9 protein-coding genes are annotated in these 13,664 nt (G+C 73.8%); 6 read left to right on the top strand and 3 right to left on the bottom strand.

Going from position 1 to position 13,664, the window contains the following annotated elements; translation table 11 throughout:
- The first annotated feature begins 72 nt into the window (after nucleotides 1–72).
- From KMS84_RS21310 to KMS84_RS21300, 3 genes are all read left to right on the top strand, one after another.
- On the top strand, nucleotides 73–993 hold the full coding sequence (locus KMS84_RS21310) for an ABC transporter ATP-binding protein (RefSeq protein ID WP_256917949.1): 921 nt from the start codon (nucleotides 73–75) through the stop codon (nucleotides 991–993).
- Nucleotides 990–2,543, top strand: coding sequence for an ABC transporter permease (locus KMS84_RS21305; protein WP_256917948.1), 1,554 nt, complete (start codon nucleotides 990–992; stop codon nucleotides 2,541–2,543). The genes KMS84_RS21310 and KMS84_RS21305 overlap by 4 nt, the downstream gene beginning before the upstream one ends.
- A gap of 304 nt (nucleotides 2,544–2,847) precedes the next feature.
- Nucleotides 2,848–3,546 (top strand): hypothetical protein, encoded by a 699-nt coding sequence (locus KMS84_RS21300; RefSeq protein WP_256917947.1) that lies wholly within the window; start codon nucleotides 2,848–2,850, stop codon nucleotides 3,544–3,546.
- 98 nt (nucleotides 3,547–3,644) lie between these two features.
- Here KMS84_RS21300 and mshD read toward each other — a convergent pair whose 3' ends face one another.
- On the bottom strand, nucleotides 3,645–4,571 hold the full coding sequence (gene mshD, locus KMS84_RS21295) for a mycothiol synthase (RefSeq protein WP_256917946.1): 927 nt from the start codon (nucleotides 4,569–4,571) through the stop codon (nucleotides 3,645–3,647).
- 158 nt (nucleotides 4,572–4,729) lie between these two features.
- Between mshD and KMS84_RS21290 the strand changes: the two genes are divergently transcribed.
- On the top strand, nucleotides 4,730–6,541 hold the full coding sequence (locus KMS84_RS21290) for a bifunctional metallophosphatase/5'-nucleotidase (protein WP_256917945.1): 1,812 nt from the start codon (nucleotides 4,730–4,732) through the stop codon (nucleotides 6,539–6,541).
- A gap of 89 nt (nucleotides 6,542–6,630) precedes the next feature.
- Here the strand turns inward: KMS84_RS21290 and KMS84_RS21285 are convergent, their stop codons facing one another.
- Both KMS84_RS21285 and KMS84_RS21280 read right to left on the bottom strand, forming a co-directional pair.
- The gene (locus KMS84_RS21285; protein ID WP_256917944.1) at nucleotides 6,631–8,814 is read right to left on the bottom strand and encodes a trypsin-like serine protease; all 2,184 of its coding nucleotides are present in this window, start codon (nucleotides 8,812–8,814) and stop codon (nucleotides 6,631–6,633) included.
- Between the two features lie 28 nt (nucleotides 8,815–8,842).
- Nucleotides 8,843–9,370, bottom strand: a complete 528-nt coding sequence (locus KMS84_RS21280; RefSeq protein WP_256917943.1) for a hypothetical protein — start codon at nucleotides 9,368–9,370, stop codon at nucleotides 8,843–8,845.
- A 440-nt stretch (nucleotides 9,371–9,810) separates the two neighbouring features.
- Here KMS84_RS21280 and KMS84_RS21275 point away from each other — a divergent pair, with 440 nt between their 5' ends.
- Both KMS84_RS21275 and KMS84_RS21270 read left to right on the top strand, forming a co-directional pair.
- A complete protein-coding gene (locus KMS84_RS21275) occupies nucleotides 9,811–13,263 on the top strand; it encodes an ALF repeat-containing protein (RefSeq protein ID WP_256917942.1) in 3,453 nt (1,150 codons plus the stop codon).
- Between the two features lie 7 nt (nucleotides 13,264–13,270).
- Nucleotides 13,271–13,654, top strand: a complete 384-nt coding sequence (locus KMS84_RS21270; protein WP_256917941.1) for a hypothetical protein — start codon at nucleotides 13,271–13,273, stop codon at nucleotides 13,652–13,654.
- Nucleotides 13,655–13,664 lie beyond the last annotated feature (10 nt).

Raw genomic sequence — 13,664 nt, 5'->3', positions numbered from 1 at the left:
GACCCCGACCCCACCTCCAAGCTCGCCGCCGCCCTCATGCCCCTCCGCCGACCGGATTTCCAGGAGCCTCACATGACCACCGCATCCGTTCCCGGGCCCGTGCCCGGCCGCGGCGGCAGCGGGGCCGCAGGCGGCCCCGCCACCCTGACGGCCACCGACCTGTCCCTGCGCTTCGGGGGGACCCGGGCTCTCGACGGGGTCTCGCTGCGGCTGAGCCGTGGCGTGACGGGCCTCCTGGGGCCCAACGGCGCCGGGAAGACGAGTCTGCTGCGGGTGCTGGCGACGGCCGTGCCGCCCGACGGCGGCCGGTTCACGGCCCTCGGCCAGGACCCCGGCACCGCCTCCGGACGCCTCGCGCTGCGCCGAACCCTCGGCTATCTGCCGCAGAACCCCGGGTTCCATCCGGACTTCACGGCCTTCGACTTCGTGGACTACGTGGCGATCCTCAAGGAGCTGACCGACCGCGCCGCCCGGCTGCGCGAGGTGCGGCGCGTGCTGGGCGCCGTCGACCTCTCCGAGGCGCGCGGGACCCGCATCAAGCGGCTGTCCGGCGGTATGCGTCAGCGCGTCGCCCTGGCCGCCGCGCTCGTCGGCGACCCCGGCTTCCTCGTGCTGGACGAACCGACCGTCGGCCTCGACCCCGAACAGCGCATGCGTTTCCGCGAGTTGATCGCCGAGGCGGGGGAGGGCCGCACGGTGCTGCTCTCCACGCACCAGACGGAGGACGTGGCGATGCTCTGCCACCGTGTCGTGGTGCTGGCCCGTGGCCGCGTCCGCTTCGAGGGCGCTCCGGCCGAGCTGACGGCCCGTGCGGCGGGCCGCGTCTGGAGCAGCACCGAACGCGACCGGAACGCGCTGGCCGGCTGGCGCACCGGCGCCGGGACCTTCCGGAACGTGGGGGATCCGCCGCAGGGCGCCCACCTCCTCGAACCCACTCTCGAGGACGGCTATCTGCTCGCCCTCGACGGCGACGACGCGGCGGTGACGGCATGAGCGCGCCGACGGTGACGCTCACCGAACCGGCGCCCGTCCCCAGCGAGGCCGCGCGCGAAGGCCACCGGTTCCGGGCCGTCCTCGCGCTGGCCCGTTTCGAGGCCCGGGAGCTGCTGCTCCAGGTCCCGCTGCTGCTGACCTTCGTCCTCTATGTCGGCTACGTCGCCCTGCGGCTCATGGACCGGGACGGCATGGACGCCTATCCCGTCCTCAACACGGTCGACCGGCAGACCCAGACGGAACCCCTGCTGTTCGCCGTCGCCGTGTTCATCTGCTGCAACGCGGCCGCGCTGCGTTCCCGCAAGGCCAACACGGTGCAGCAGTTCGGGGTCCTGGCGATGGAGCCCTGGCGACGCACCCTCGCCCATGTGCTGTCCGTGGTGCCGTACGCGGCGCTCACCGCGCTCGTGGCCGCCGGCGAGTTCGGCCGGGAGGCGCTGAAGCCCGGCGCGATCGGCCACGGCTCGGTGGGCGAGCTCGCCGTCGGGCCGCTGACCGTGCTCCTGGCCGGTGTCCTGGGCGTGCTGCTGGCCCTGGTGCTGCCTTCCACGTTCATTCCCATACTGGTCGCGATCCCCCTCTACGTCCTCTTCGTCGCCGCCTCCGTCGCGAGGGACGCGGGCCGGTGGGAAGGCTGGCTCTCGCCCGTCCTCTCCGTCGCCCAGAGCGGCGGCGACCCGGTCCCCAGCGATCTACTCGGCCGTCCCGCCGGCTGGCACGCCCTGTACGTGACGGGTCTGTGCGCGGTGCTCGCCTGCGCGGCGCTGCTGCGGGCCGGGGCCCGCACCCGGCTCGTCACGGCGGCCACGGTCCTCGCGCTCGCGGTGACCGTGACCGGTGCGGTCGGTCAGTTCCCGCGTGACGCGAAGGCGCTGGACGCGGCCCGCAGAACGGCGGCCGACGCCCCGCGCACGGTCCAGTCCTGCGAGCGGCACGGCCTGTCGACCTACTGCTCGTTCGCAGAGTGGAGCGGGGTGCGGTCCGACTGGGCCGAGGTCGTCGACCGCGTCCGGTCCGCGGCCGGCGGCACGGCGGCCACGGCGCGGCTGACGGTGCGCCAGCGCGTCTACATCGACGACCAGGTGGAGGTCGACGGCGCCCTCGACCCCTCCTCCACGCGGGGCGAGGTGACCGTCGGCACCCGCTGGGGCGGCAACCGGGTCCCCGAGTTCGCGGTCGGCGCCGCCGTGGTCCTGGTCGGGGGCTCGGAGGACATGACGAGACAGGAACTGTGCGACGACGCGCGCGCGGTGACGGTCATGTGGCTGGTCCTGAGCACCGACCCCACTCCGACGGCCACGTTCCGGCACGTGCGGCTCGGCGACAGCCTCACCGGCCCGGCCCAGGTCCTGGCGCCGACGGAAGGGCTGAGTCTGACGGGCCCGCAGACGACGGTGATCCGGGAACTGCTCGAGCGTCCGCGTGCCGCGATGACGGCGCGGGTCAAGGCCCACTGGGCGCAGCTGACGTCCGCGAGCACGACGACCGCGCAGGCCGCCAGGCTCCTGGGCGTCGAGGTCCCCAAGGAGGCGGAGAAGTGCGAGGAGTAGGCGCGGTCCGGCGCGGAGCGGGCGGTGTCGCACCAACAACTGGCGCGGTCCGAAGAGCAGTTGACGCGGCCCGACGAGGAGTTGGTGGGGGCCTGCGGGGAACTGGCGGGGCCCGGCGCAGAGCGGGCGCGGTCGGGCGAGGTGCCGGCGGGGCCGGGCGCGGAGCGGGCGCGGTCCGGCGAAGAGCCGGCGCGGGTCGGGGAGCGGGGCCGGAGCGAGCTGGGCGTCCGGGCGGGGCGATCGCCCGCGCCGCGTGGCTGTCCGGCGTGCGGGCCCCGGTGCGCACCGCTGCCGACGAGAGCTCGTGCCGATGAGGACCGGGCGGCCGTGGTCGCTGCTCCTGCCGTATGTGGTGCGCTCCTGCCGTACGGCGCCGCTGCTGGTGGCGGGGGCGGTCGGATGGTCGCTGGTGGGCGTTCCGGCGGCCGTCCAGGGGGCTCTGCCGCTCGGCGACGCGGTGCTGCTGATCCGTGCGGGAGCGGTGCTCCTCGCCCTGGGCGCGGCGTTCGTGCTGGACGACTCGGCGGCCGCCGTGACCGCGGTGACGCCGGTGCCGCGCTGGCTGCCGCGCGCCCTGCGCGCCGGCGTCGCCGTGTTGTCGGTGGGGGTGGGCTGGGCCGGTGTGCTGGCCGTGGGCGCGCGGGCGGTCGGACCGGACGAGCGCCGGTCGCTGCCGTGGGCCGGCCTCACGCTGGAAGCGGCGGCGCTGCTCGCCGTCGTGCTGGCGCTCGCCGCGCTGGGGCTGCGCCTCACCGCGGGCCGCGGGGGCGGGGCGCTGGCGACGCCGGGCGCCGTGTTCGTCGTCGTGCTGGCCGCGCTGGCGCCGCTGCCCGACGGGCTGCGGCCGTTCGCGCAGCCGCTGTCGAGGACCTGGGATTCCTCGCGGGAGGTGTGGGCCGCGCTGCTGGCGGGGGCCGCCCTGACCGCGGTCGTCCTGATCAGGGAACCGCCGGCCGCCGCGGCCCGCGCACGTCGCGACCGCACCGGGGAGGGGGCTCGCTGACGTCGACGCCTGGGCCGACGTCGATGCCTGGGCCGACGTCGACGTCGGGCGGGAGGGGCCGTGGGGTCGTCACCGCCGTGCGCTCTCCCGCCGCCGGGTCACGTCTCCGAGCGGTACATCAGGTCCGTCTCGTGGGTGACGAAGCCCAGGCGTTCGTACACCGACACCGCGGCCTTGTTGTCGGCGTCGACGTACAGCATCGCCGTGGGCAGTTCCTGGGCCGCGAGGTGGCGCAGGCCGATCGTGGTGAGGGCCTTGCCCAGGCCGCCCCCCTGGGCGCCGGGGGCGACGCCGAGGACGTACACCTCGCCGAGCTGTTCCTCGGCGTGGACCTTCGTCCAGTGGAAGCCGACGAGCTGCTCGCCGCGGTGGGCGAGGAAGAAGCCGGCGGGGTCGAACCAGGGCTGGGCCATGCGGTCGTCGAGGTCGCGCTGGGTGAGGGAGCCCTGTTCGGGGTGGTGGGCGAAGGCGGCCGCGTTGACGGAGAGCCAGGCGGAGTCGTCCCGGCCGGGTACAAAGGCGCGCACGTCGACGCCCGCGGGGAGCACCGGCCGGGGCAGGTCGAGGTCGGTCAACGGCCGTCGCATCTGGCGCAGTTCGCGGAACAGCGTCAGTCCGAGGACCTGGGCGAGGTGCCGGGCGGCGGAGTGGCCGCCGTGCGCCCACACCCGCAGCCGCTTGCCGGAGGCGGCCAGCAGCGCCGAGCCGAGGGCCCGGCCGTGCCCGTGGCCGCGGTGGGAGGGGTGGACGACCAGCTCGGCGGCGGGCGCCTCGACGGGGTCGGTGTCCTCCAGCTGGGCGTATCCGACGAGTTCGCCGTCGAGGGTGAGGACCAGATGGGCGACGCCGTCGCGGGGGCCTCCGCGCAGCTGCAACCGGCCCTGCTCGGAGACCGCCTGCTGGCCGTCCGTCCGGGCGGCTGCCGCGAGCAGGTCGAGGACGGCCTCGGCCTGCGCGGGGGTGAGCTCGGAGAGGGTCTCGATGGATCGGGAGCCGGGGATCCGTGCGATGTCGTCGCTGGTCATGCGTACGAGGGTAAGGGGCGGACGCCGCAAAGTGGGGGCAAAGGAGGGGGCAAAGGGAAACCAGGATGTAACCACGAACCCCCTGTCGCGCTACGCGCGTTGACCTTAGGCTGCGCCGGACGGGAGCCATCCGTTCCCAGCCGACCACAGGGGGGCGCATGCCAGCCACTTCCCAGCCGTTCCGGGCCGACAGACCCGGTCGGCGCCGTACGTACCGTCTTGTCGCGGCCTCCGCGGTTCTCGCCACCGCCGGCGCTCTCGCCGCCGCGCTCCCGGCGGACGCCCACGACGGCGGCCACGGCAAGCCGTGGCCGAGCCGCTACCAGGACGTGCAACTGCTGTCCTTCAACGACCTGCACGGCAACCTCGAACCGCCGTCCGGCTCCTCGGGCCGGGTCACGGAGTTGCAGGCGGACGGCACGACGAAGACGATCGACGCGGGCGGTGTGGAGTACCTCGCCACCCATCTGCGTGAGGCCCGCAAGGGCAACCCGTACTCCATCACCGCCGCCGGCGGCGACATGGTCGGCGCCTCCCCGCTGATCTCGGGCCTGTTCCACGACGAGCCCACGATCGAGGCGCTGAACAAGCTCGACCTGGACGTCACCTCCGTCGGCAACCACGAGTTCGACGAGGGCGCGAAGGAGCTGGCCCGGTTGCAGAACGGCGGCTGTCACCCGACCGCCGGCTGCTACACGGACAAGAGGTTCAAGGGCGCGGACTTCCCATACCTGGCGGCCAACGTCCAGAACGAGAAGTCCGGCCGGCCGATCCTGAAGCCGTACTGGGTCTGGAAGAAGAACGGCGTGAAGATCGGCTTCATCGGCGTGACGCTGGAGGACACCCCCGGCGTCGTCTCCGCCGAGGGCGTCAAGGGCCTGAAGTTCAAGGACGAGGTCGAGACGATCAACAAGTACGCCAAGGTGTTGCAGAAGCAGGGCGTGAAGTCGATCGTGGCGCTGATCCACGAGGGCGGTCTGCCGGCCTCGGGGGCGTACAACTACAACTGCGACTCGCCGGGCGCGGGCGCCGGGATCTCCGGCCCGATCGTCGACATCGCGAAGAACGTCACCCCGGCGGTGGACGCGCTGGTGACGGGCCACACGCACGCGGCCTACGCCTGCACGATCCCGGACCCGTCGGGCAGGCCGCGCACGGTCACGTCGGCCGCGTCCTTCGGCCGTCTCTACACGGACACCACGCTGACGTACGACCGCTACACCGGCGACATCGCGCGCACGGCGGTCAAGACGGCGAACCACGTGGTCACCCGGACCGTCGCCAAGGCGCCGGACATGACCGAGCTGATCAGCAGGTGGAACACGCTGGCGGCCCCGATCGGCAACCGGGCGATCGGCTACATCTCCGCGGACGTCCCGAACACGGGCACCGAGTCCCCGATGGGCGACCTGATCGCGGACGCCCAACTCTGGTACGGCAGGAAGCTCGACGCGGGAACGGACCTCGCGCTGATGAACCCGGGCGGCGTCCGGGCCGGGCTCACCTACGCGGCCAAGGGCAGTGAGGGCGACGGCGTGGTGACCTACGCCGAGGGCTTCACCGTCCAGCCGTTCTCCAACACCGTGAACCTCCAGGACTTCACGGGCGCGCAGCTGATCCAGGTCCTCAAGGAGCAGGTCAGCGGGGTGAACGCGAGCGCTCCGAAGATCCTCCAGCCGTCCGCCAACCTGACGTACACGCTGGATCTGACGAAGAGCGGCGCGGACCGCGTCGTCACCGACTCCCTCAGGCTCGACGGCGCGGCGATCGACCCGGCCGCCACCTACCGTGTCGCCACCAACAGCTTCCTCGCGGGCGGCGGCGACGGCTTCACCACGCTGGGTCTGGGCACGAACGACCTGGTCGGCGCCGACGACCTGACGGCTCTGGAGCAGTACCTCACGGCCAACTCCTCGGCCTCGGGCCCGCTGGCCCCGCCGGCGACGAACCGGATCACCGTCACGCAGTAGCGCCGTCGGCGCAGCAGTACCCCGTTTCAGGGCGACGAGGCGGCCGTGTCAGCGACACGGCCGCCTCGTCGTGTCGCGGCCTCAGCCGGTCACTTGACGACCCAGCCGAACGCCTTGCCGCCCGCCGGGATGCCGCCCGCGCCCGGCTTGAGCACCGTGACGCTCTCGTTCGCGTCGGCGCTGCCCGCGTGCGAGACCACGTTGTTCCACGGCACCTGGTAGACCGATCCGCCGGCCTGCGGGCCGTTCGGCATGCCGATGGAGAGGTGCGTCGGGGACGCGGCGATGTACTGGCCCAGGTGCTGGTTGGCGCCCGGCGTGCCCGGCACGCCGTTGTAGCCGGCGTACAGGACGTCGTCGTGGTCGCCGGGCGCGCCCACCAGGGAGAAGGTCTGCACGGAGCCCGCGCCGGCCACGGTGCCCTGGGACTCGCCGGAGACGCCCACCGCGAGCTGGAGGTCGGCCCAGCCCGGAGTGGCCTTGCCGGGGGCGAGGTTGACGGCGGCGAGGCTCTCGCCGAACCGGTCGCCGGTCTCGACGCCGCCGACGACGTTCGCCTGGTCCTGGTTGATCACCGTCTGCTGCGACCAGTCGCTCTTGGCGGGGAAGTCGATGACGAAGACGCTGCCGGCCTCGGCGAGGTTCGTGGTGGTGCCGGACGGGACGATCGACTCGCCCGGAGCGCCCACGGCGATGACCGAGTCGTCGTTCGTGCCCTTGGAGACGATGGCGACGGACTTGCCCATCTCGTCGCCCTTCTCCGCGCCGCCGGAGATCTTGTCGAGGTCCTGGTCGATGCCCGCGCGCACGACCGGCTTGCCGTTCGGGCCCAGGTTGTGGGTCAGGACGGCGAGGCCGCCCGCGTCGGCCTTGTCGCCGATGTCCTCGCCCGGTATGCCGATCACGATGTTGGTCATGTCGGCCGCGACGGCGGTGCCCACCCTGTCGCCGGCCTCGGGGGAGCCCGGCAGCCCGGCGTCCTGGGAGAGGTACATGTTGGTGTCGCCGCGCACGTACACGACGGAGCCCGCGTCGACCACGGAGCCGACGTCCTCGCCCGGGTCGCCGATCACGAGGTAGGGCACGTCGTCGCGGGTGACGCCGGCGGCCAGGGAGTAGCCGAGCGTGTCGCCCTTCTCCGCGGAGGCGCCCTTCAGGCCTCCGTTGCCCTCGCCCTGGGCGTAGTTGTCGGAGGCGCGCCCCTTGCCCAGGCCGTCCGGGGAGCCGTAGATCACGGAGACCATGCCGACGTCGGCGACGGTGCCCCCGTCCTCGTACGGGGTGGAGACGGCGAGGTCGGTGTAGCCGTCCTTGTTGTAGTCGACGGTGGCCAGGGCGTAGCCGAAGCGGTCGCCGGCCTCGGCGCCGCCGGGCACGACGGCCTGGTCCTGGTCGAGTTCGGCGGCGCCCTTGCCGCCGCCGTAGACGACGTGGACCGCGCCGGCCTCGGCGTCGCCGCCGATGACGGCCTTGGGGTCGCCGACGGCCGTGTCCTCGACGCCGTCGCCGTTGAAGTCGGCGAACGGGGCGGACTCGGTGGTGGACCTGATCCAGGCGGCGATGTCGTCGGTGCGGGTGACGACACCGCTGGTGGAGGTCTGGGCGGCGTCGGTGCCGAAGCAGCCGCCCTGGTCGGAGCGGGAGGCGACGCCGAGCAGGCCGGCGGAGGAGACCACGGGCGCGCCCGAGTCGCCGGCGCAGATCGCCGCGCCGGAGGCGCCGTGGACGGTGAGGTCGGTGGCGCCGACCTGGTCGACCTGGAAGCTGTCGCCGTGGAGCTTCAGCGGGGCCCATTCGTCCTTGGTGCGTCCGTAGCCGCTGACCGACACGGCGGAGTCCTTCTCCGGCGCGGCGGTGGCGATGCCGGGCAGGGCGACGCCGGTGACGGGCGCGGCCAGCCGGGCCAGGACCAGGTCGCGGTCGTCGCGCGGGACGAGCTGCACCACTTCGCGGACGACGCCCGCGGTGGTGGTCAGGTCGGTGCGCCCGACGGTCGCCGTCGTCTTCAGCTTCGGCGCCCCGGCGGGGATCCTGACGGACTCGGCCGGCTTGTCCGCGAAGCAGGACGCGGCGGTGGCGAGCCACTGGGGGGCGATCAGGACCGCGGAGCACGCCTTCGCGCCGTCGCCGATGTCGAGGCGGGCGGTGTAGGCGTGGCCGGTGTCGGTCTCGGGCTTGCCGGAGACGGCATGCGCGGTGAGGAGCGGAGCGCCGATCACGGCGGCGGTCACGAGGGCTGCGAGCGCGGTGGATCGCTTGCCGGTGGTGGTCATGATGGTGGTCGTCTTCCCCGTCTCGGTGTTACTTGCTGGTACGAATCTCGACCAGGACGAAGTCCCGTCCGTCCGGATCGGCGGCCTCGCCGGCCGCCTTCCACTCGCCCTTGCCGACGTCGAGGTTCTGCGTGGCTCCGTCGGTGGTGAGCTGGACGGCGGCCTCGTGGTCGGCCTCGCCCTTGACGCCGTAGACGGAGGGGATCTCGAGGCTCAGGTAGCCGGAGGGACCGGTGGCGCGGAAGCAGACCTTCTCGCTCCTGCGCGAGTAGACCTCCATCAGGCCGGTGCCCGAGGCGCAGTCGGCGAGCGTGATGTGGCCGTCGCCGCGCTTGAGCGTGATGCCGCGCTGCGCCTTGATGGCGTCGGCGCCCGGGTAGGCGAAGTCCTCGACCGCGTAGCCGGGCGCGCCGTCGACGACCGGGGCCGTGCGGCCGGCGGCGGCGTGGCCGGCGGGCGTGTGGTGGGAGGCGCCGGAGGCCGACGCGAAGGCGACCGCCCCGGCGCAGGCGGCGGCGACCGCTGTGGTGGCGATGATCCGCCGTGCGTGTTTCATGGTTGTCCCCCTGATGAGAGTTACCTTGCGTGCTCTTTGCGTTCCCTTTGGGGAACGGTGGCGCGATTCCGTGTACCGCCCGAGGGCGCGCGGGACGTCCGTGATCTGACCGCGGGTCAGGCGGCCCTGGAAGCCGGTGCATTCAAACAGCCGTGCGGGGGGCGCGCCACTGATTTGATCGCGGAATTCCGGGTCAGGACGGACATATCTCGGTGTGGTCTTTGTCATTCCCTCGCGCCGTGACTGATGCCTGGTCAATTCGCTTGGCCATCACATAAGTTCGCCCCTGCAACAGCCAGGTGCGGCAGCAGCCGCCGTGTGCGCCCGGGGCCGTCGGCCCGTGCCGCGCCGGCCCGGCCCCCGCACAGCTTCAGCCGACGACACCCGGCGGCCCGCCCCTGACCAGGGCGCAGGCCCGGGTGCAGATCCATGGGGGATTCTTGGAAACCACGTACTGGAGCAGGCGCCGGCTTCTCACCGTCGCCGGAGCCGCCACCGCGGCCACCGCGGTCTCTCTCGCGGCGCCCTCCCGGGCTCTGGCGGCCGCCGCCACCGCCTCCGCGGGCTCCGCGGACCTGCCGAGGCTCCCGCACCTGCCGGACACCGACCGGGCGAAGGCCGTCACCGCGTGGAAGATCGGCGGACGCTCCGTCAAGAGCGCCGCGACCCGCGCGCTGACCGGCTCCGCCGCCGACGTCGACCGCTTCCTGACCGCCGACCTGCCGAGCGCCACCGCCGAGGACAACCGTTTCGCCCTCCTCAAGGCCCTGCCCGCGACCGGCAAGGGCATCGCCCGCGACGCCTCCGCCGCGCTGAGCGCCGGCGACGACGCCGTCACGGCCTTTCTGTCCGGCGGCTTCAAGGCGGCCGAGCTCGAGGACCTGCGCGTCACCACGCTGACCATCCTGAACAGCGGCGGCACGGGCGTGAAGCGCGAGGCGCAGAAGGCCCTCGACACCGGCACCGACGACGCGCTCACCGACTTCCTGCTGAACACCCAGATCACCGCCCGGCGGGAGGACGAGCAGGCCGAGGTCTTCAAGATCCTCGCCACCGCCTCCCCCGAGGTGAAGAAGTACGCCGAGCGCGCCCTCGGCGACGGCAGCCCGTCCGCGATCCACTGGTTCCTGAACACCGGTCAGTACATCGCGCGCGCCCGTGACCAGGAGACCGCCACCATCGAGCAGCTGGTGGCGATCGTCGAACGCGAGGGCCGGCGCGCGCAGCTCACCTCCGACCGGGCCGTCGTCGCCTCGGACAAGGCGAAGGAGGCCGCCGCCCAGGCCAAGAAGGCCGCCGAGGAAGCCGCGGCGGAGGCCGACGCGGCCCGCGACGACGTCCTCAAGTCGGGCAGGGCGGCGCGCAAGGCCGCGTCCGCCGCCCAGGGCGCCGCCGCCGCCTCCCGGACCGCCGTCCAGGCGTCCGCGGCCGCGCACTCCGCGGCCCGCCGCGCCTCGTACGCGGCCACCGCAGCCGCCCAGGCGGCCGCGACCGCCGGACGGGCGGCGTCCGCCGCCTACTCCGCCGCCATCGCCGCCGCGGGCGACGCGACCAAGGCCAAGGCCGCCCGGCTGGCCGCCGACGGGGCGAACAAGGCGGCGAGCCAGGCCCGCACCGCCGCCAAGGCAGCCGACGCGGCCGCCACCGCCTCCAACCAGGCCGCGGCCGCCGGTTCCGCCGCCGCCGGCGCGGCCCGCAACTCCGCCGCCGCGGCCCAGGCCGCCGCCACCGCCGCCGCGGCCTCGGGCGCCGCCCAGGGCGAGGCCGCCGCCGCCAAGGCGGCCGCCGCCGAGGCCAACGCGCAGGCGGCGCGCGCCACCAACGCCGCGAACACCGCGCAGTCGCTGGCCGGCACCGCGGCGAAGGCCGCCGCCGCGGCCCGCGACGCGGCCAACTCCGCCGCCACCCACGCCGAGAACGCGGCCAAGGCGGCCAAGGCCGCGGCGGACGGCGCCGTCAAGGCCGCCGACTACGCGGCCACGGCGACCAAGTGGGCCGCCGAGTCGGTCACGGCCGCCGAGGCCGCGGTCAAGGCCGTCCAGGACGCGGAGGCCGTCGAGAAGGCCGCCCGCGAGTCCGAGACGCAGAAACTGGCCCAGGACCTCGAACAGTCCCTCGCCGAGGCCCGGGAGATGGCCCGCGCCGAGGCGGAGGACCGGGAGAAGGCCCGCACGGCCGCCACCCAGTCCGACGCCCTCGACACCGCGACCAAGGACCTCATCGCCAAGGCAGAGAAGGCGTACACGGCCGGCGACACGGCGCAGGCCGCCTCCGTCGGCCGGCAGGCCGCGATGAACCTGATCTCGACCACGATCGGCACCTGGAGCCGGGACGCGGCCGAGCACGCCCTCGCCGGAGCCGACGAGGACGTCCTCGCGTGGGTCGCCGCCGACCGGGCGATCGCCCAGAACCAGGACGACCGCGAGACGCTCCTGGCCGTCGTGAAGGTGTCCACCGAGAACGTCGCCACCGCCGCCGCGACGGCGCTGGACGCCACCGACACGGGCGCCGTGGGCGCGTTCCTCACCACCGGTCTCATGGCCGCCGCCGCCGAGGACAACCGGGTCGCGGTCCTGAAGATCCTCAACGGCAAGCCCGGCAAGGCGGTCTCCACGGCGGCGCAGGCCGCGCTGGACGACGGCTCGCCCCAGGCCCTGCACGGCTTCTTCGCCTCGTACGCCGAGAACACCCGCCAGGACGACGAGGTCGCCGTCTTCGCCATCCTGAACGCGGCCGGCCCGTACACCAAGGCGGCCGCCCAGGTGGCCCTCGAGGGGCCGACGTGGATGCGCCGCGACTTCGTCAACTCCGTGTGCCACCGCACGGCGCAGCTCGACTACGACGCCGCCACGCACGTCGCGGCCGTCCGGGCCTCCATCGCGCGCGCCGCGAAGATCGCCCAGGACGCGCAGAAGGACGCCTACCAGGCGTCCAAGGCCGCGGCCGACGCGCGCAAGGCGTCCGCCGAGGCGGCGAAGTGGGCCGACAAGGCCAACGCGTCCGCCGACAAGGCCCGCGAGTACGCCACCCAGGCCGACGCCAACGCCGACGCCGCCGAGCAGTCCGCCAAGGACGCGCAGGCCTCCGCGGACAAGGCGAAGACGGCGGCCGCGTCCGCCCGCACCGCGGCCCGGCAGGCGAACTACTCGGCGAACCAGGCCGTGGCCTCCGCCGCTGCCGCCGCCGTGTCCGCCAGCCAGGCGCAGGCCTCGGCGAACGCGGCCCGCGCCTCCGCCGACGCGGCGGGCAAGGACGCCGCGGCCGCCGCCAAGGCCGCCAGCGAGGCCCGCGCGACGGCGGTCGCCAAGCGGCAGCAGGAGCTCGCCGCGGCCGCGCGCAAGGCGGCGGAGGTGGCGAGGCAGAACAAGCAGAACGGCGTCGACCCCTCCGCCGGCAGCGACAGCGACAAGGTCGACAGCCCCGACGGCTGGGGCAGCAAGAAGGACTGGCAGGAGTTCGCCCAGCTGCTGAACGGCGTCAGCGCCGTCTCCGGCACCGCGGCCGCGCTCAGCCTGCTCATCCCGCCGCCCTTCGGCGAGGTGGCCTCCGGCGTGTTCGGGACCATCTCCTGGGTCACCGGCATCGGCTCGGCCGTCATCACCGGCTTCACCGACGGCTGGACGTCCGACGCGTTCTTCGGCTCCGTCGCGGGGCTGGCGGTCGGCGCCCTCACGGGCGGCTTCGTCCTCGGCAAGATCAAGGTGCCGGGCATGTCCCACATGATCGAGTGGGGTGCGGAGGGCTTGAAGAGCGCCACCGTGACCGCCACGCGGATCGGTCATGAAATGGTGGGCCCGGCCGTCACCTACGCGACCACCGCGTGGGACGCCGCCGGTGACTCCGTGTCGGGTATCGGGGACGCCATCTCCGACGGTTGGGACTCACTCTTCTAGGACGCCCATGTTCCTCTCCCTGTCCACCCGCGTCTGGATCCTCATCGCGGCGGGGGCGACCGTCGTCAACCTCGCCGCGATGCAGTGGATCATCCAGATACCCAAGTACCGCAAGAAGCAGTTCTGGATGCCGGTCATCGGCATCGTCGCGCTGGGCGTGCGGGGGCTGGCGCAGCACAACGCGCTGCCCGCGACCCTGTACCTCTACGCCGCGGTCATGGTCATGATGCCCCTCATGCTGGCCCCGGTCCGCTCCACGATCACCCGGGACCACTACCGGTGGGTCGAGGACCCGACGACGAAGGCCAGCAAGGGCGCGATGGTCTGGATCATCTCTTCGGCGCTGGTCATGATGACCGCGGTCGGCGTCGGCTACGCGGCGGGCGTGTAGCCGACGCCGC

Origin of the sequence: Streptomyces hilarionis, assembly GCF_024539675.1 — a bacterium.
Taxonomy (GTDB): domain Bacteria; phylum Actinomycetota; class Actinomycetes; order Streptomycetales; family Streptomycetaceae; genus Streptomyces; species Streptomyces hilarionis.
This window is presented reverse-complemented; position numbering and strand designations above follow the sequence as displayed.